The following is a 17,959-nucleotide window of genomic DNA, read 5'->3' as shown; positions in this document are numbered from 1 at the left end:
TGCGGCCGCCATCAGGCGGCTCATTTGGCCGTCTTGAGGTGTTCCCAGGCCCAGCGCAGGCGGATGAAGGTGTCGGCATCGCCCCCCCGATCCGGATGGTGTTGCAGTGCCAGCTCACGCCAGCGGCGGCGGATGGCGTCAGGCCCCGCCCCGGCCGGCAGGGCGAACAGGGTCAGCGCCTCGGCCCTGTGTTCATCCCGTGCGTAGGCCCGCCAGAAACTGCCGAGCAGCGCCTCCACCTCCTCCCGGTCGGTCTGCCAGAACACCTGCCAGTCGAGGTAGTAACTGCGCAGCGCCTCGCCCCGGGCGAGGGCGCTTCCCCCCTCGCGGGTGGCGAGTGGTTCGAGCCGGATATCCAGGGTGCTGATCAGCAGCCACCACCCTTCGCCATGAAGCTCGGCCTGCAGCTGGTAGAGGGCGTTCATGATGAGGAAGTTGAGCCGAAACAGCTGCAGCTGCTCATCCCCCGGCAGGGGCGGGATGGCCTCCAGGCGGCGCAGCTCGGCCAGCAGCTCGTGCACCTTGTAGCTGCCGCTGGCCTGCCTGAGCAGTGCCAGCAGCGGGGCGAGCAGCGGGTTGGCGGTCGGCTCGGCGGTCGATTCGGCAGAGTTCACTGGCCGGCTCCCTCTTTGGGGGGCTGCAGGGCGATCAGCAGCTCCCCGGCCAGTGGCTCGACGGGACCGGTGACGATGCGGGTCCGCCCCTTGCCATCCAGCACGAACAGCGGGATGGCGCCCGGGTTGGCCTCCTGATACTGGGCCCAGTCGAACGCCTCGCTCAGCCGGGTCGCCTTGATCTGGCCACCCCGGCTCAGCAGGCCGCTCAACCGGGCGTAGTTGATATCGGGACCGAACAGGTTCTGACGGGCGCGGAAGGTGGCGCTCTCCCGGTTGGCCTTGCCGTGCTGCTCGCTGGAGCGCAACGAGTAGACCTTCTCCTCGCCGTAGAGGTGGGCGAAGTGCAGCACGCCGAGGGCGTTGTTGTGGCGGTTGGGGGAGAGCGCCAGCACGGTACTGATGCTGGTGAGCGGCAGGTGCAGCTCGGCGTGTTCGGATTGCGGGTTGCCGAAGTAGCAGGGCAGGTTGCTCATGCGCGCCTGACGGCAGAACTCCCAGGCTGGATCGCAGAGCTGGACCGGCACCCCCTGATCTGCCAGCGCCCGGCCGATGGCCCGCGCCACCGAGTTGGCCCCGATGATGAGCCAGGTGTTGGGGGCGCTTTGGCGCATCTTGAGCAGCCCGGCCAGCGGTGCCGAAGTGAGGCTCTGCAGCACCACGGTGGAGATGATCACCGCAAACACCAGCGGCACCAGCTTGTCCGCATCGGCAATGCCGGCTTCATGCAGGCTGATGGCGAAGGAGGCGCTGACCGCCGCCGCCACTATGCCGCGCGGCGCGATCCAGCCGAGCAGGGCACGGGCCCGCCAGGAGAGATCGGATCCCCAGGTGGAGACCAGGATGCAGAGCGGACGCGCCACGAACTGCACCACGCACAGCAGCGCCAGCACCATGGGGCCGAGCTGCCAGAGCTGGGCAAGATCGAGGCGGGCCGCCAGCAGGATGAAGAGGGAGGAGATGAGGATGACGGCGAGATCCTCCTTGAAGGCCAGCACCTCCTCCAGATCCAGCCCCTCCTGATTGGCGAGCCAGATGCCGAACACGGTCACCGCCAGCAGGCCGGATTCGTGGCTGAGCCAGTTGGAGAGGCTGAAGGTGACCAGCACCAGCGCCAGCACCCCGAACTTGTGCAGACTGACCGGCAGCCAGTCCTTGCGGATCAGCAGGGTGGTGAGCCAGCCGGCACCGACCCCGATGAGCGAGCCCACCCCCACCGTCTTGGCCAGCGCCAGCAGGGTGTGGCCGACCAGATCCCCCTGGCTGCCGAGGCGCACCGCCTCGAACACCAGCACCGCAAACAGGGCGCCGATGGGATCGATGACGATCCCCTCCCAGCGCAGGATGCGGTCCACCTCCCGGGTCGGGCGGATCACGTTGAGCATGGGGGCGACCACGGTGGGGCCGGTCACCACCAGCACGGCGCCGAGTACCATGGCGACCCGCCAGTCCAGCCCCAGCAGGAAGTAACCGGCGCTGCCGATGACGGCGAAGCTCACCAGCATGCCGGTGGAGCAGAGGTTGCGCACCACCTTGCCGATCCCCTTGAGCTCGGCAAGGTGCAGGGTGAGCGCCCCCTCGAACAGGATGATGGCGACCGACAGGGAGACCAGCGGGAACAGCAGGTCGCCGAGCAGGGCATCGGGGTCGAGCAGGCCGCCGACCGGTCCCAGCAACAGGCCGGTGAGCAGCAGAAACAGGATGGCGGGTACCCGCAGCGACCAGGCGAGCCACTGGGCCAGCACTGAGACCAGGGCGATCCCGGCCAGGGAGAGAGCGATCATGCAGACCTCGGTTGGGGCAATGGACCTGGAGGAAGTGTAGTGGGGAAGATGGTCAGATTGACACCAGCCGGCGGCGGGAGCAAGGGGGGAAGCGGGTCGCGCGACAGCGGGCGTCACGGTTGCTGGGAAGGCGAGGCAGGGGGCCGCAGGTTGCGGCCATCAGCCGGATTAGATGGGGCTCTCTTTGTGGAGTTCGGTGACGCAGTCGGCCACCGCCAGCACCAGCGCCGAGCGCACCACCTGATCGAGCCGGTTCAGCTGCATCTGGTAGAAGGGCCAGTCCTCCTCGTTGGCGGGGGCCTCCTGCGGCATCATGCCGCCCTGGTTGACGCCGTGCAGGCGTGCCAGCAGATCGCGGATCGGCTTGTCGCTGAAGCGGTAATCCTTGGGGTCGCGCACCAGAAAATCGCGGATCTTCAGGTAAGCCTCGAGATCCTGATAGCGCTCGAGGGAGATGAGGCCGAGGGCGAAGATGAGCTTGAGGCGTACCTCCAGCTGGCCGAGGGGGCCGCTCTGGTTGAGCAAAGGTTCGATGGCGTATTTGACGGCATACTCCTCCTGACGGAACGCGCGTCGCATCAGGGAGTCGACCGCCTCTTCCAGGATGGTCACGACTTCGAGAAAGAAGCCGCGGGGGCCATCCTGCTCGTTCAGTCGTTCCAGTACTTCATCTTCCTGGTGTGTGGTCATAAGTGCATTGGGTCCAGCTGACTGGGAGAGAGTGGGCCTCTCTCCCGGTTTTTATCGTATGAGGCGCTTTGGTGGCCGGCCTGAGCGGGCCGGCACGGTGGCGCCTCATCAGGTCACTTCAAATTGCCATAACGGGTGACGATGGCGCTGACGATGTCGCTGTCGGCGGTCAGGCCGGTGATGCGCGCCAGGGCCTGGGCCGGGCCCAGCTCCGCCAGCAGCTGTTGCAGCTCCACCGCCTGCGGGTCATCGGCATTGCGATAGTGCAGCGCAGCGGCGATCCCCTCCTGCAGGTGATCGCTGGGCAGGCCGTACTCCAGGGTGCCGAGCAACGGCTTCACCAGCCGATCCCCCGCCGCCAGCTTGCGCAGCGGCTGACGGCCGACCCGGTCAATCTCGTCCACCAGATAGGGGTTGGCGAAGCGGGCCAGGATCTTCTCGATGTAGGCGGCGTGCAGGCGCGGGTCGAAACCGTAGCGTTGCACCAGCACGGCGCCGCTCTCCTCCATGGCGCGGCGTACCTTGCTGCGGATCAGCGGATCCTCGATCGCCTCGCGAATGGTGCGATAGCCCCTCAGCTTGCCGAGGTAGGCAGTGACGATGTGGCCGGTGTTGAGGGTGAACAGCTTGCGCTCGACGAAGGCCATCAGGTTGTCGGTGGGCTCCATGCCCGCCACCTGGGGCAGCTTGCCCTTGAACTGGGTCTGGTCGACGATCCACTCGCTGAAGCTCTCCACCGTCACTTCCAGCGGATCATCGTTGGCCGCAGCCGGCGGGACGATGCGGTCCACCGCCGAGTCGACGAAGCCGATGCAGGCGTCGAGGGTGGCATGATACGCGACCGGCAGGTACTTGAGTACCTCCTGCTTGAGGTGGCTGGTGCCGCGCACCATGTTCTCGCAGGCGATGACGTTGAGCGGCGTCAGGTTGCCGGCATCGAAGCGGGCCTGCAGCCCCTGGGCCAGGGTGCTGGCAATCTTGTCCAGAATGTTGGGGCCGACCGCGGTGGTGACCAGATCGGCGGTGATGATGCGGGCGATCACCTCGTGGCCGGCGGAGCTCACCGCCGCCACGTTGCGCACCACGTCCAGCTTCTGATCCGCTCCCACCACGTGCACCTTGTACTCTTGGCGGTGGTTGAGCTGGTCGATCAGGGTCTCGTTGACGTCGGCGAAGGTGACCTGGTGGCTGGCGTCAGCCAGCAGTTTTCCGATGAAGCCGCGACCGATATTACCGGCACCAAAATGCAATGTTTTCATGATATTAACCTCTTGAACCAAAGACGATGAAGGACGATCAGGCCGCCTGTTCGGCACCCAGCAGATCCAGGAACTCCTGGGGATCCTGGGTGCTGGCCAGCCGGTCGATGAGACCGGGTTCGTCCAGTGCATTGGTCAGGCGGGTTATCACCTGCATGTGTTCGTCGTTGCGGGCGGCGATGCCGATCACCAGCCGCGCCACTTCATCGGCCGCCTCGCCGAAGGCGACCCCGGCCGGGTATTGGCAGATGACGATGCCGGTGCGCTTCACAAACTCCTTGGCGGCGATGGTGCCATGGGGCACGGCGATGGATTCACCAAGGTAGGTGGAGACCAGCTGTTCGCGCTCCAGCATGGCGTTGACGTAGTCGGGCGCCACGTAGCCCCGTTCCGCCAGCAGCTTGCCGGCAGCCCGGATGGCGGCCTCCTTGTTGTCGGCCTTGAGCCCCAGGTGCACGTCATGCCGGCTCAGGGTGAACACTTCGGCCGCTTGCGGCTCGTAGCTGTCGTCGTTGGCAGCCACCAGCAGCTGCGGGTTGGCGACGTCATCGTTGGCGGCCTGGGTCAGGCTCTGTACCAGCTCCTGATAGAGACCGTTGTCGAGGAAGTTGGTGAGCGAGATGTGGTGGGCGTGCGGCGCGTGGCGACGGGCCCGCTCGGTCAGATCCTGGTGGGTGATGACCCAGTCCACCTGATCGTCAAGCTGATCGATGGCACGGTTGGTGACGCTGATGTCGAGGCCGGCGGCCTGCACCCGCTTGCGCAGCAGGCCGGCGCCCATGGCGCTGGATCCCATGCCCGCATCGCAGGCGACGACGATGTTGCGCACCGCCATCAGTTCACCGCCCGGCTTCTTGGCTGCGGCGGTCTCGGGCTTGGCACCCTTCATGGCTTTCATCTTGCGGGTGGCTTCACCCAATGCATCGGCCTCGTCGGCTTCCGGCTGCTGGGCACGCACGAACACGGCGGCGACCAGGAAGGAGACCAGGGTGGCGCTGATGATGGAGAGGGCGACCCCGATCAGGGAGGCTTTCGGTGTCATCAACAGCACGGCGAAGATGGAACCCGGCGAGGCGGGTGAGACCAGACCTGCGTTGAACAGGGTCAGGGTGAACACCCCGGTCATGCCGCCGGCGATCACCGCTAGGATGAGGCGCGGGTTCATCAGCACGTACGGGAAGTAGATCTCGTGGATGCCGCCGAAGAAGTGAATGATGGAGGCACCAGCAGCGGACTGCTTGGCGGCGCCGCGACCGAACACCATGTAGGCCAGCAGCACGCCCATGCCCGGGCCCGGGTTCGCTTCGATCAGGAAGAAGATGGAGCGGCCGTGCTCGGTGGCCTGCTGGATCCCCAGCGGCGAGAAGATGCCGTGGTTGATGGCATTGTTGAGGAACAGGATCTTGGCCGGTTCGACGAAGATGGAGGTGAGCGGCAGCAGGTTGTTGTCCACCAGGAAGCCGACGCCACCGGCCAGTACGCCGGAGAGCACCTTGACGAAGGGGCCGATCACGAAGAAGGCGAGGATTGCCAGCAGCATGCCGATGAGGCCGGCGGAGAAGTTGTTGACTAGCATCTCGAAGCCGCTCTTGACGCGACCTTCCATCGCCTTGTCAAACCGCTTGATGGCCCAGCCACCGAGCGGGCCGACCATCATGGCGCCCATGAACATGGGAATGTCGGTCCCCACGATGACGCCCATGGTGGTGATGGCACCGACCACGCCGCCGCGCTCACCGCCCATCAGCTTGCCGCCGGTATAGCCAATCAGCAGTGGCAGCAGGTAGGTGATCATGGGGCCGACCAGCTTGGCCAAGGTTTCGCTCGGCAGCCAGCCGGTGGGGATGAAGAGGGCGGTAATAAAGCCCCAGGCGATGAAGGCGCCTATGTTGGGCATGACCATATTGGACAGGAAGCGTCCAAAATTCTGTATCTTGACTTTGGTATCCGGTGATAACATGTCGGGACCCCGTTTTAAGCCTGTTTGATTAAAAGTGGTAGTCGGGCTGGCCGGTTTTGCCGAACCGCCATCCCTGTCGTCTAAGCAACTTCAATCTACCAGCTTGTGATCAAATTAGGCTGAAAACGGGGTGTCTTGTGACGCAGATCTCAAATACCTCGACCTCCCCCCTCCCTTCATAGTGACGTTGATCACATTCATTCTCTGTATTTCGGCTACATTTCGATCTTTGCTGCCGCGAGTATCGTTTTTATGTGATTCCAGTCACTCTTTGCTGTTTGCGCAAACCTGCTGTCAATGTGATCTGCTTCTCATTTTCATTATTTGTATTCAAATGGGGCGATCCGTCCGACCTGAAAACTGAGGGTGTTGACGATGGATTTCTTGAATCCACATTCAAATAACCAATGAGTCAATTATTTTGTAACCCACTTTCAGTTTTTCATGATCTCCTTCAGCCGCAGAGCCGACGCATCAGCCACTCCAGCGGGCCTCTCTCGAAGCGCTGACTCCAGAGATTGGCAAACAGCAGCGCCGCCAGGGTGAAGAGGCCGGCGGCCAGCACCACCTCGGGCAGATCCTGCCCCTGCAGCCAGCCGATGGCCTCCAGCATCCCCATGCCGAGCATGATGTGAGCCAGATAGAGGGTCAGGGTCTGCCGGCCGACCGGCAGCCACACTCGCCACCAGCGGGCCTCGGGCAGGGCGCGTCCCAGCCAGAGACAGAGGGCGATCAGGGTACTGGCCGCGCCCATGCCGAACAGCAGGTAGAGCGGCGCCGGGGGAATGGGCTGGGTCGCCAGCAACGGCGCCAGCTCTGGGTTCGGCAAGAGGGTCGGCAACCAGAGCGACAGCCCCCTGGCCAGCGCCATGGCACTCACCCCGCCGGCCAACAGCCAGCGCTGGGTGAGCGGATTGGCCAGAGATTGGCGGCTCAGCCAGAGGCCGTAGAGCAGAAAGCCCAGCCAGGGCACCACCGGGTGCCAGCCGTTGAACAGCAGATTGCGGACGAAACCGGCCAGGGTCCAGAACTCGGGATAGCTGAAGCTGTGCCACTGCCAGCCCCGATCGTAATCGAGCAGGAACAGCAGGCCGACGAAGCTTGCCGCCAGCAGCGGGATCAGGGCCAGCAGCCAGGGGGAGGGAAGCCGGAGACAGCAGGCCCCCAGCAGAAAGTAGACGGCGTAGTAGTGGATGATGTCGGCCGGAAACACCAGGTAGTTGAGCAGCCCCACGATCAGCAGAAACAGGGCCCGCCTGGCGGTGTGGGTTATGGCCGCCGACCACGCCAGCTTGCGGGTCGACAGTCCGAGCCCGATGCCGGCCAGCACCACGAAGCTGGCGGCGGAGCGCCCCTCCAGCACATCCAGCAGGGGCTTGAGCCAGGCCGGCCCGCCCGCCAACACCCCCATGGCGATGCGAAAATTCACCAGCACCATGCCGAGCAGGGCCATGGCGCGGGCCAGATCCAGTCCTTCCAGTCGATTGTGCGGGGTCGTCATGGTGGTGACTCCTTGGGGTGATCAGCAGGCCGGGCCTAACAGCTGCTCCAGCAGGGACGGCAACCTTTGCTCCACCGGCGCCTGCTCTGGATGCAGGGCCAGGGCGTGGCGCACCGCCTGACCTTCCAACGCGTCCAGCAGCAGCTGGGCCGTGAGATCCGGCTGCAGGTGGGCGGCCAGCTCTCCCGCCTGCTGGCCACGGTGCACCGTCGCCGCCAGGGCATCGCACAGCTGGCGCTGGTTACTGGCGAAGGTGGCTGCCATCTCGGGGTGGCGGGCCAGCTCGGCCAGGATCTCGGTGCCGAGCAGCAGGTTTTCCGGGGCCAGCGACCAGGCGAGGTAGCCGGCGGCGAAGCGGGCCAGCGCCGCCCGGGCCGGCCCCTGGACCAGCTCATCCAGCAGGGGTTGCAGCTCGGCCGCCTCCAGCGAGGCGATGTGGGCGATCAGCTCTTCCTTGCGGGCGAAGTGGTTGTAGAGGTTGCCGAGGCTCACCCCGGCGGCGGCGGCGATGTCGCGCATGCCGGTCTGGTGGAAGCCCCGCTCGATAAAGCAGCCGAGCGCCGCCTGGATGATCTGCTCGCGCCGCTGCTCCAGCCGCAGGTTGTTGGTGGTCATAGGGATGCCTCTTGCCTGAAAACTCTTTATGAGCGAACGTTCGTTCATTTGTGGATTCACTCTATGCCCGTGACGAGCCACTGGCAAGCTCGGGGCGTACAAAAAGTGATCTGCTGACTCGGCGGGCGGCATGACCCAATAAAAAAGCCCGCAGGGTGCGGGCTTTTGCAAGGAGGGAAGATCTGGCTTATTCGGCCTTGGGAGCTTCCGCCGCCGGTGCGGCTTCGGCTTCGCTCACCGGGGCGACCGGCGCCGGGCCCGGCACCAGCTCCACCGCCGGCTTGGCGATGAGGGAGCGGGTCTCTTCCACCGCTTCGGTCAGCTTGACCTCGATGATCTGGCCGAGCTCGTAGACCACCTCGGTCTTGTCCAGATAGACGCGGCCGTTGTCCCAGTTGCACTCCAGCCGCTCCTTGTTGTCGAGGATGTGGCGGGCGGGCATGAACACCACGGCACCGTTCTCCTGCAGGCGCAGCTTGAGGCCGGCACGCATCACGTCGATGATCTCGGCGTTGAACACCTTGTCGGTGCCCGCATCGGCCTTCAGGTAGCGCACATAGAGCCAGTCGCCGATGTCGCGCTCCACCATGCGGTGCAGGCGACGGCAGGCGGTCAGGTGCTCGGTCAGCTCCAGGCTCGGGCGCTCACCCGGGGTCTTGCCGGCGATGACGGCCTTGAGCAGGCGATGGTTGACCATGTCGCCGTACTTGCGGATCGGTGAGGTCCAGGTGGCGTAGGCATCCAGCCCCAGGCCGTAGTGGGCACCCGGTTCGGCGGACATCAGGGCATAGCTCTGGAAGCGGCGGATCTTGCCGTCCAGCCAGCGGGTGTCCAGGCTGTCGATCCAGCGGCGCAGGGCGCAGAAGCCGGACAGGCTGGCGATCTCTTCCTTCTCGAACGGGGCCTCGGCGCTTTTCAGCAGATCGATGGCGCCGTCGAGGGACTCCTCGTCAAAGCCGGTGTGGACGTTGAAGATGCCGTAGCCGACGCTCTTGCCCAGCACACGACCGGCGCAGATGTTGGCGGCGATCATCGACTCTTCCACCATGCGGTTGGCGATGCGGCGTGGCTCGACGTGGATGGCCAGCACAGCGCCGTTCTCTCCCAGCTCGAAGTCGTAGTCGGGGCGGTCCGGGAACACCAGGGCGTGCTCGGTGCGCCACTTGATGCGCGCCTCGGTCATCGCCTTCATCAACGGCAGCTGGGCCAGCACGCCTGCGTCGATATCCAGCGCTTTGCCGTGTTCGGCCCAGTCGGAGACGTCGTCATAGTTGAGGCGGGCGTGGGAGCAGATGCGGGCGGCGAAGAACTCGGTCTCCTCCAGCAGCAGGCCATCCTCGGCGATCAGCAGGCGGGCGCACAGGGTGTTGCGCTCCTCGCCCTCTTTCAGGGAGCAGAGCTCGTCGGAGAGGGTGCGCGGGATCATCGGCACGTTGCGGCCCGGCATGTAGACGGTGAAGGCGCGCTGGGCGGCCTCCTTGTCCAGCTCGCTCCCTTCGGCCACATAGGCGGTCGGGTCGGCGATGGCGACCAGCAGCTCCCAGCCGTTGTCCAGCTTGCGGATGGCCAGGGCATCGTCCATGTCCTTGGTCTTGGCGCCGTCGATGGTGAAGAAGGGGGTCGCGGTCAGATCGGTGCGGGGCAGCTCTTCCTCTTCGATCACCTTCCACTCCGGCAGATCCGCCGGCTCGACCTGGGCCAGGTTGTGGCGCGCCAGCACCACCCACCAGGGCACGTTGTGATCTTCCTGGGCGGCGATCTTCTGGGTGATCTCGGCGGAGAAGTTGCCGTCCACCAGGGCGTGACGCTTGAGGGTGGCGACCACCCAGTCCCCTTCCTTGAACTCTTTCTCGTCCAGCCCCTTCTTGACGCGGGCCTTGATGGCATCCTTGATCAGCGGATGATCGGCCACCACGTTGAGGCGGTCGCGGAACATCTTGACGCGGGCCACGAAGCGGGTGACGGACTGCTCCAGCAGCTCATCCGGCTCGGCCACTTCCTTCTCTTTCTCGGTGCGGATCAGGGCGGTCACCCGGTCACCGTGCATCACCTTTTTCATGTAGGGAGGCGGCACGAAATAGCTGGTCTTCTCATCGACCTCCAGGAAGCCGAAGCCCCGATCGGAGGCGCGGATCACACCCTCTTTCTTGGGGATGTTTTCGCGGATTTGTTGCTTGAGCTGGGCCAGCAGCGGATTGTCTTGGAACATAAATGGGGAACCTGAGTGGAGACCTGGTGGTTAATCGCCCAGCACTATACGTTTTTACCCCTCCAAAGCCAAGGTGAATGGCCCTGTCAGGGGCGTTGCAGCGCCCGGCGACCCTGCTCGATCAGACGCTGGGATATCTGTTTGTGCAGCCCGCGCTCCAGCACCCAGCGGTGCCAGTAGAGTCGCTCTATCAGGTGCTGTTCCGGGTTGAGATCGAGCAATGACCCCTCCGCCAGCTGGCGACGGATCTGCAGTTCCGGGATGAGGCAGCAGGCCAGCCCCTGCTCGGCCATGGCGACGAAGGCCTCCGACGAGCGCACCGTGTGGCAGGGGTAGCCGCCGGGCTCCAGCCCGAAGTGGCGGGCCATGTAGCTGACATGCATGTCGTCGCGCTGATCGAAGGCCACCGCCGGCGCCTTGGCCAGCGCCGCCAGGGTCAACCCCTGCGGGAAGTGGCGCTCGACGAAGGCGGGGTTGGCGGTGAGCAGGTAACGCATCTCGCCGAGCTCGTCGACGCAGCAGCCCGCCAGCGGCTGGCCGTGCAGGCTGACGGCGCCGAACGCCTGCCCCTCGCGCACCCGATCCAGGGTGCGGCTCTCGTCATCTACCAGCAGGTTGAGCTCGATGGGGTGCTGTTCCAGCAGCGGCGCCAGGGCGGGCAGAAACCAGGTGGCCAGGCTGTCGGCATTGACGGCAATGCTGACCCGGATCGGCGCCTGGGGTTCGGCGGGAGAGAGCTCGCCGGCCAGCTCCAGTTCCAGCTGGCGTACCTGGCGGTAGTGGGCCAGCAGCTTCTGCCCGAGCGCGGTGGCCTGCAGCGGCTGGCCGCGAATGATCAGCGGCTCGGCAAACTGCTGCTCCAGCTGCTTGATGCGCTGGGAGATGGCGGACTGGGTGATGTGCAGGCGCTGGGCGGCGCGCTCGAAGTTCTGCTCCTGCATCACCGCATCCAGCGCCAGCAGCAGCTTGTAGTCCAACGCCTTCATCAGCATTCCTTATCAGCAGGGAGATTGAGAAGGGATGCTACTCAAGTGGTGGCGAGAGAACAACCGAAGAGCGCTGAAAATGTCGGCAGCGCAGGCGGGACAAGGGCTGTGGGGTCAAAGCGGGTTTGTCACTGTGAGATGTGACAGTGGTGGTCAAAAGGCATTCAGTGGATACTCTTTTGCGTCCGTTTTTGCATGGGGTGGAAACGGGCCATAGCGAGAACTTTTAATCCCGGGTCTTACCCCGGGATTTTTTTGCGTCACCCTTATTCGGTGACCAGCTCGCGGGCTTCGTCATAGGCACCCTGCAGGGGCTGACCGACGGCACGGGCGAAACGCTCGTCCAGATGGAAGCGGATCCCCACCCCGCGCACGGCGCCCAGATCCACCGCCTGGCGGTGACCGAGCCGCTCGATGGGCAGGCCGAGGCGGCGGAAGATCCGCTCTACCGGCAGGCTGACCACGGCAACCAGCTCGCGGATCCCCTTCGCCCTGGCGAAGGCATAGACCTCGCGGAAGATGACGCAGGTCAGCTCGCTGACCCCGTTGCCCAGGCGCGGTGCCCGTTCGGCATCGATGGCGAGGCGGGTCAGTTCCCACACGTCGTTGCTGCGCGGCGGGGCTTCGCCGGCGAGGGCGGTGGGGAAGATGCTGGGCAGCATGTAATCCTGGGCACAGCTGAGCAGACGGATGCAGCCACACAGGCCTTCTTCGTCCTCAATCAGAACCCAGTGGGTGTCCGGGGTATCGAAACTGTCCTGCTCCAGACCACGGTGAGATTCCACATCCCAGCCGAGGCGATCGGAGAAGACGCGATTGCGAAAGCGATAAAGCTCGTTTTCTACCTCCCATCTGGGGTGTTCTTTTAATTTTCCTTTGAAAACAAGCATTCAGATGTCTCCATTTCAGTGTTCGGCGCTATAATCGAGGCCCTGGCCAGGGGGGCTAGCCTATGAAACAAGACCAACTGCTTGAGTACCTCGAACATTTCACTTCGGTAACGGACGGGGATCGTCTGGCCGAGTTGATCGGTCGGTTCACGCTCGGTATGGGTTACGACTACTACCGGTTTGCGCTGATCATTCCCATGTCGATGCAAAGACCCAAGGTGGTGCTGTTCAATCAGTGCCCCGACTCCTGGGTGCAGGCCTATACGGCAAACCATATGCTGGCCTGTGATCCCATCATTCAATTGGCCCGCAAGCAGACCTTGCCCATTTACTGGAACCGGCTGGATGAGCGAGCACGTTTTCTGCAAGAGGGCAGTCTGGACGTGATGGGGTTGGCGGCGGAGTTCGGGCTGCGCAACGGCATCTCGTTTCCGTTGCACGGGGCGGCGGGGGAAAACGGCATACTGTCGTTCATCACCGCCGAGCGGGCATCGAGCGATCTGCTGCTGGAGTCCTCGCCCGTCCTCTCCTGGATGTCCAACTACATCTTCGAGGCGGCGATCCGGATTGTGCGGGTCAGTCTGCGGGACGATGACCCTCAGGAGGCCCTGACTGACCGGGAGACCGAATGCCTGTTCTGGGCCAGTGAAGGGAAAACGTCGAGTGAAATCGCCTGCATCCTGGGGATCACGGAGCGAACCGTGAACTACCACCTCAATCAGGTCACCCGTAAAACGGGGTCGATGAATCGCTACCAGGCCATCGCCAAGGGGGTGAGCAGTGGCATCTTGCTGCCCAATCTCGAGCAGGTCGTGGTCACCAACTTCCCCAAGCTGATGCAATAAAACCCGATGATTCTCGGGGCAGAGTGACTGGCTAACAATTGTCAGATCCTGCAATTGACAGCCATGAACGGGTCTAGCCCCTTCTACCTCGAAGGGGTTGGGTCGAGCCCTCTGTCATTAGCAAAACAAATTGCTCAGCAGATTAATGAATTTCTCTAAACGTCTGGCCGCCCCTTATAGTGCCGTCCAATCACTCTGCTGGACGGTTCATCCATGTTTGCTACCACCCTGCAAGGCTTCACCCTAGGCCTTGCCATGATCATCCCCATCGGTGCCCAGAATGCCTTCGTGCTGAGCCGGGGTATCCACCGCAACCACCATCTGCTGACGGCGACCCTCTGCTGCCTGTGCGATCTCGTGCTGATCGGCATCGGGGTGTTCGGCGGGGCCAACCTGCTGGCGGCCAGCCCGATCGGACTGGCCCTGCTGACCTGGGGCGGCGTGCTGTTCCTCGGCTGGTTCGGTATCCGTTCCCTGCGCAGCGCCTGGCGTGGGCAGGGGGCTTCGCTTGCGGACTCACCCCAGTTGATGGGGGTCAAGAGCGTGCTGGCCATGACGCTCGGGGTGACCCTGCTCAACCCCCACGTCTACCTGGATACCCTGATGCTGCTCGGATCCTTCGGCAGCCAGTTTGCCGAAGAGTTGCGGCCCGCCTTTGCGGCGGGGGCCATGCTGGCCTCGCTGGTCTGGTTCTACAGCCTGGCGTTCGGGGCGGCCGCTCTCTCGCCCTGGCTCGCCCGCGGCAGGGTACAGCAAGCTATTGATACTATTGTTGGTTTCATCATGCTGGGGTTGGCGTTGCAGCTGGCGAGCGGGGCTTTGCTGGCGTCATAAGGCTATTTTTGTGCCGCACCTCATAAAAATTCACCCCGGCTTCATCCGCTGACATATTCGTCTGTTAAATTCCCGTCGCTGGTAAAGCGACACTCTAATAAAAGGGACAAGACAGTGAATAAATCCATGAAGCTGGGTGCTATTGCAGCCATCGTGCTGTTGTCTGCCTGTAGCAATGAAAACGACAGCAAGGCGCAACCGGGCGAGGTTGCCCTGCGTCTGATCCAGACCTCCGATATCCACTCCAACGTGCTGGGGTATGACTACTACCAGAACAAGGAGGATCGCAAGTTCGGCCTCTCCCGCACCGCGCTGCTGATCCGCGCGGCCCGCGCCGAAAACCCCAACAACCTGCTGCTCGACAACGGCGACCTGATCCAGGGCACGCCGCTGGCTGACTACATCTTCGAGCAGTCCGGTGCCGGTTACCTCGACAAGCAGGCCCACCCGGTGTTCAAGGCGATGAACGAGCTCGGCTACGACGCCGGCAACCTGGGTAACCACGAATTCAACTACGGTCTGGATTACCTCACCAAGACCCTGCAGGGGGCCAAGTTCCCCTATGTGAACGCCAACGTGTTCGAGGCGGGCGCCTTCAAGCGGGATGCCAAGGGGCAGATTGACTGGAGCGGCAACAAGTTCACCCCCTACCTGCTGCTGGAGCGCAAGGTGAAGGATGACAAGGGCCAGCTGCAGACCGTCAAGGTCGGCATCCTGGGGCTGACCCCGCCGCAGGTGCTGCAGTGGGACAAGCGCCATCTGGAAGGCAAGGTGGTGGTGGCCGACATGGTCGAGACCGCCAACCACTATGTGCCCGAGCTGCGCGCCAAGGGCGCCGACGTGGTCGTCGTTGTTGCCCACACCGGCATCAACGCCAGCAGCTACGAGGCCATGATGGAGAACTCCGCCTGGCACCTGGCCAAGGTGAAGGGGGTGGATGCCCTGATGCTGGGCCACGCCCACAAGAACTTCCCGGGTGACTTCCCGGATCTGCCGGAGGTGGACAACCAGGCCGGTACCCTGAGCGGCATTCCGACCGTGATGCCGGGTTACTGGGGCAACCACCTCGGCATCATCGACCTCAAGCTGGAGCAGGTGGACGGCAAGTGGCAGGTGAAACAGAGCCAGGCCAGCCTGCGCAAGATCGACTCCAGCGAAGGCAGCGCGGTGGATCAACGGGTGGTGGACCTGGTACAGGCCGACCACGACGCCACCAACCAGTGGCTGGATGAGCCGCTCGGCAAGATCACCTCCTCCATCCACAGCTTCTTCGCCCTGGTGCAGGATGATCCTTCGGTGCAGCTGGTGAGCGATGCCCAGCGCCGCTATGCCGAGCAGCTGCAAAAAGACGGCCTGCTCAAGGAGTCCTACCCCATCCTGTCGGTGGCGGCACCGTTCCGTGGCGGTCGCAACGGCATCAATGACTTCACCTACGTGGCCCAGGGCGACATCTCCCTGCGCAACGTCTCCGACCTCTACATCTATCCGAACACCCTGCAGGTGGTCGAGGTGAACGGGGCCACCGTCAAGGAGTGGCTGGAGATGAGTGCCGGCCAGTTCAACCAGATCGACACCGGCAAGACCGAGGTGCAGTGGCTGGTGAACGAGAAGTTCCCCACCTACAACTTCGACGTGATCGACGGGGTCAACTACGAGGTGGATATCACCCAGCCGGCCCGTTACAACAAGGAAGGGGCCAAGGTCAGCGACGGCCAGCGTATCAGCAGCCTCACCTTCAATGGTCAGCCCATCGATCCGGCCCAGAAGTTCTACGTGGTGACCAACAACTACCGCGCCAGCGGCGGCGGCCACTTCCCGGGTATCGACGGCAGCAACATCGTCCATGAAGATCCCTTCGAGACGCGCGAGATCATCGCCCAGTACCTGAAGGCCCAGTCTGCCGACAACCCGGCCGGCTTCAGCCCGGCGGCCAACAACAACTGGCACATGAAGGCCCTGCCGGCCAACGTGGACGTGCGGCTCTACTCCTCGCCCCGCGAGGAGGCCAAGCAGCTGGCCGGTGCGGATCTGGAGTACAAGTCCACCCTGCCGATGGATGACGCCCAGCACCCTGGCTACGCCATCTTCCGGCTGATCCGTCAGTAATTCCCGGCCGACATGACAATAAAAAAAGCCCTCGCACTGCGAGGGCTTTTTCATGGGCGGAGGGCTTAGTTGACCACGGCCACGTTGATGGTGCCGTTGCCCTGGGTCATGCGGACCCGGGCGCCCGGCACGAAGGTGGGGCTAGCCTTTTGCACCACCACGATGGATTCGCCGTTCTCTTTCTTGATCTCGAGTTCGACGCCGTCCACCTGGTTGAGCTTGTCCCCGGCTGCCTTGCCCGCTGCCGCACCCGCGATGGCGCCACCGGCCGCGGCGATGTCGCTGCCGCGCCCGCCGCCGATGGTGCTGCCGAGCAGGCCGCCGACCACGGCACCGCCGATGGTGCCGATCAGCGAGTTCTCATCGGCCTGGATCTTGACCGGGCGTGTGGAGAGGATGGTGCCGTAGCTGACGGTCTGTACCTGCTTGGCGCGATCCTTGGTGTAGACATCGCCGGAGTAGACGTCGCTGTTGGCGCAGCCGCTGAGGGTGGTGGCTGTGGTGGTGGCCAACAGGGCGATGAGGGTAATGCGTTTCAACATGATGGGCCTCCTGGGCTGGCATCTAATCTGGTTTGTTCGGTCAGTGATTCAACTCTACGCCAACCGGATTGAGCATGAAACCAGCAAAGTGTAACCAATTATAAGGCCCGGGCCCCGCAAACCCCGTCACCGCCGGCTCAGCCGAGCCGTTTTTCCAGCAGCAGGCGATCCTCGCCCTGGCCGAAATAGTCGCGCTCCTCGGCCAGTTGCTGATAACCGAGTCGAAAGTAGAGGCGCTGGGCCGGATTGGCCGGATCCACCGTCAGTCTGACCCGCTCGATCCCCAGTGTCAGCAGTGACTGCTCCACCTGCAGCATCATGCGTTCGGCCAGACCGAAGCCGCGCGCCCCCGGCAGCACCGCCAGCGACAGCAGCCAGCCCTGCGACCGATCCTGTCCCAGTCCACCCAGGGCATAGCCCAGCAGCTTGCCGTCCAGCTCGGCCACCAGCAGCAGCTCGGGCCACAGGTCCATGGCCTGGCGGAAGAAGAAGCCGGGATAGACATCCTCCCCGAACACATTGACGTCGATCTGCCAGATGGCGTGCATGTCGGTGTGGCGCGCCACTCTCAAAACGGGGGGCTGGTGCATCCGGGCTCCTGTAGTGTCGTACGTGCTGCCGGGCGGCAGTCAAAAAGGAGCCACAGGGTAGTGGGCCCGCCGGACTGATGCAAGCGGGTCTGGGGTTCTGAGCGTCAGGGCGGCCCCGGCTCAGGGCGGCAGGGGGCGGCTGCCCGGTCGCTTGGGGGCCTTGCGACGACTGTCCAGCAGGTGGCGCAGGGCCAGCCAGGGGTGATGCCACAGCATGCGCGGGCCGCTCCACTTCATTACCAGCTGGATCTGCTTGCGCATGGCCGGGGCATAGCAGTGGATGTGGCAGTTGGCACAGGTGGGCTTGTGGCCGTGACCATAGCGGCAGCGGCGCAGCCGCTGGTGGGCGAACTCCTGCAACTGCTGGCAGTGCCGGCAAGCGGGATCCTGATGATGGTGGTCGCAGTAGAGGCGGATCATGGCGCTGACCGTCTGCTGCTCCCGCTTGAGCCTGGGATGCACGGGCGCCTTGTCGGCACGGGCCGGGCGTGCGGGGTGGGTGTGATGGGTCGTCATGCAAGGCATTGTCCGGAC

Annotated in this window: 16 protein-coding genes; 3 read left to right on the top strand and 13 right to left on the bottom strand. The window is 64.0% G+C overall.

All coding sequences use genetic code 11. The features are described 5' to 3' along the window. Window positions 1-20 precede the first annotated feature (20 nt). From BN1143_RS17185 to BN1143_RS17140, 10 genes are all read right to left on the bottom strand, one after another. The gene (locus BN1143_RS17185) at window positions 21-614 is read right to left on the bottom strand and encodes a DNA-J related domain-containing protein (protein WP_042051493.1); all 594 of its coding nucleotides are present in this window, start codon (window positions 612-614) and stop codon (window positions 21-23) included. Further along, on the bottom strand, window positions 611-2,398 hold the full coding sequence (locus BN1143_RS17180) for a cation:proton antiporter (RefSeq protein WP_010635247.1): 1,788 nt from the start codon (window positions 2,396-2,398) through the stop codon (window positions 611-613). The genes BN1143_RS17185 and BN1143_RS17180 overlap by 4 nt, the downstream gene beginning before the upstream one ends. Window positions 2,399-2,566: 168 nt before the next feature. Next, window positions 2,567-3,088 (bottom strand): MltR family transcriptional regulator, encoded by a 522-nt coding sequence (locus BN1143_RS17175; RefSeq protein WP_017787436.1) that lies wholly within the window; start codon window positions 3,086-3,088, stop codon window positions 2,567-2,569. A 113-nt stretch (window positions 3,089-3,201) separates the two neighbouring features. Next, entirely contained in the window at window positions 3,202-4,347 is a 1,146-nt protein-coding gene (locus BN1143_RS17170) for a mannitol-1-phosphate 5-dehydrogenase (RefSeq protein ID WP_042051492.1), read from the bottom strand. 37 nt (window positions 4,348-4,384) lie between these two features. Beyond that, window positions 4,385-6,307, bottom strand: a complete 1,923-nt coding sequence (locus BN1143_RS17165) for a PTS mannitol transporter subunit IICBA (RefSeq protein WP_042051491.1) — start codon at window positions 6,305-6,307, stop codon at window positions 4,385-4,387. A gap of 454 nt (window positions 6,308-6,761) precedes the next feature. Further along, complete coding sequence (locus BN1143_RS17160) at window positions 6,762-7,808, bottom strand: DUF418 domain-containing protein (protein ID WP_042051490.1); 1,047 nt, start codon at window positions 7,806-7,808, stop codon at window positions 6,762-6,764. A gap of 21 nt (window positions 7,809-7,829) precedes the next feature. Beyond that, window positions 7,830-8,423 (bottom strand): TetR/AcrR family transcriptional regulator, encoded by a 594-nt coding sequence (locus BN1143_RS17155; RefSeq protein WP_042051489.1) that lies wholly within the window; start codon window positions 8,421-8,423, stop codon window positions 7,830-7,832. A 187-nt stretch (window positions 8,424-8,610) separates the two neighbouring features. After that, window positions 8,611-10,632, bottom strand: a complete 2,022-nt coding sequence (locus BN1143_RS17150; RefSeq protein ID WP_042008632.1) for an exoribonuclease II — start codon at window positions 10,630-10,632, stop codon at window positions 8,611-8,613. Between the two features lie 86 nt (window positions 10,633-10,718). Further along, window positions 10,719-11,618, bottom strand: coding sequence for a LysR family transcriptional regulator ArgP (locus tag BN1143_RS17145; protein WP_042051487.1), 900 nt, complete (start codon window positions 11,616-11,618; stop codon window positions 10,719-10,721). A gap of 266 nt (window positions 11,619-11,884) precedes the next feature. Then, window positions 11,885-12,508, bottom strand: coding sequence for an acyl-homoserine-lactone synthase (locus BN1143_RS17140; protein WP_017765215.1), 624 nt, complete (start codon window positions 12,506-12,508; stop codon window positions 11,885-11,887). 62 nt (window positions 12,509-12,570) lie between these two features. Between BN1143_RS17140 and BN1143_RS17135 the strand changes: the two genes are divergently transcribed. The 3 genes from BN1143_RS17135 to BN1143_RS17125 all read left to right on the top strand — a co-directional run bounded on the left by BN1143_RS17135 (window position 12,571) and on the right by BN1143_RS17125 (window position 16,293). Next, entirely contained in the window at window positions 12,571-13,353 is a 783-nt protein-coding gene (locus BN1143_RS17135) for a LuxR family transcriptional regulator (RefSeq protein WP_005308457.1), read from the top strand. A gap of 213 nt (window positions 13,354-13,566) precedes the next feature. Beyond that, window positions 13,567-14,187 carry an L-lysine exporter gene (gene lysE / locus BN1143_RS17130; protein WP_017780388.1) on the top strand — a complete coding sequence of 207 codons (621 nt, stop codon included), beginning with the start codon at window positions 13,567-13,569 and terminating at the stop codon, window positions 14,185-14,187. 126 nt (window positions 14,188-14,313) lie between these two features. Further along, window positions 14,314-16,293 (top strand): bifunctional 2',3'-cyclic-nucleotide 2'-phosphodiesterase/3'-nucleotidase, encoded by a 1,980-nt coding sequence (locus tag BN1143_RS17125; RefSeq protein WP_042051486.1) that lies wholly within the window; start codon window positions 14,314-14,316, stop codon window positions 16,291-16,293. 65 nt (window positions 16,294-16,358) lie between these two features. Here BN1143_RS17125 and BN1143_RS17120 read toward each other — a convergent pair whose 3' ends face one another. The 3 genes from BN1143_RS17120 to BN1143_RS17110 form a co-directional block, all read right to left on the bottom strand. Beyond that, complete coding sequence (locus BN1143_RS17120; RefSeq protein WP_005308463.1) at window positions 16,359-16,835, bottom strand: outer membrane lipoprotein; 477 nt, start codon at window positions 16,833-16,835, stop codon at window positions 16,359-16,361. A gap of 137 nt (window positions 16,836-16,972) precedes the next feature. Continuing rightward, complete coding sequence (locus tag BN1143_RS17115) at window positions 16,973-17,425, bottom strand: GNAT family N-acetyltransferase (protein WP_042051485.1); 453 nt, start codon at window positions 17,423-17,425, stop codon at window positions 16,973-16,975. A 120-nt stretch (window positions 17,426-17,545) separates the two neighbouring features. Further along, complete coding sequence (locus tag BN1143_RS17110) at window positions 17,546-17,941, bottom strand: nitrous oxide-stimulated promoter family protein (protein ID WP_042051483.1); 396 nt, start codon at window positions 17,939-17,941, stop codon at window positions 17,546-17,548. Between the last annotated feature and the right edge of the window lie 18 nt (window positions 17,942-17,959).

Origin of the sequence: Aeromonas dhakensis, assembly GCF_000820305.1 — a bacterium.
GTDB lineage: Bacteria > Pseudomonadota > Gammaproteobacteria > Enterobacterales > Aeromonadaceae > Aeromonas > Aeromonas dhakensis.
This window is presented reverse-complemented; position numbering and strand designations above follow the sequence as displayed.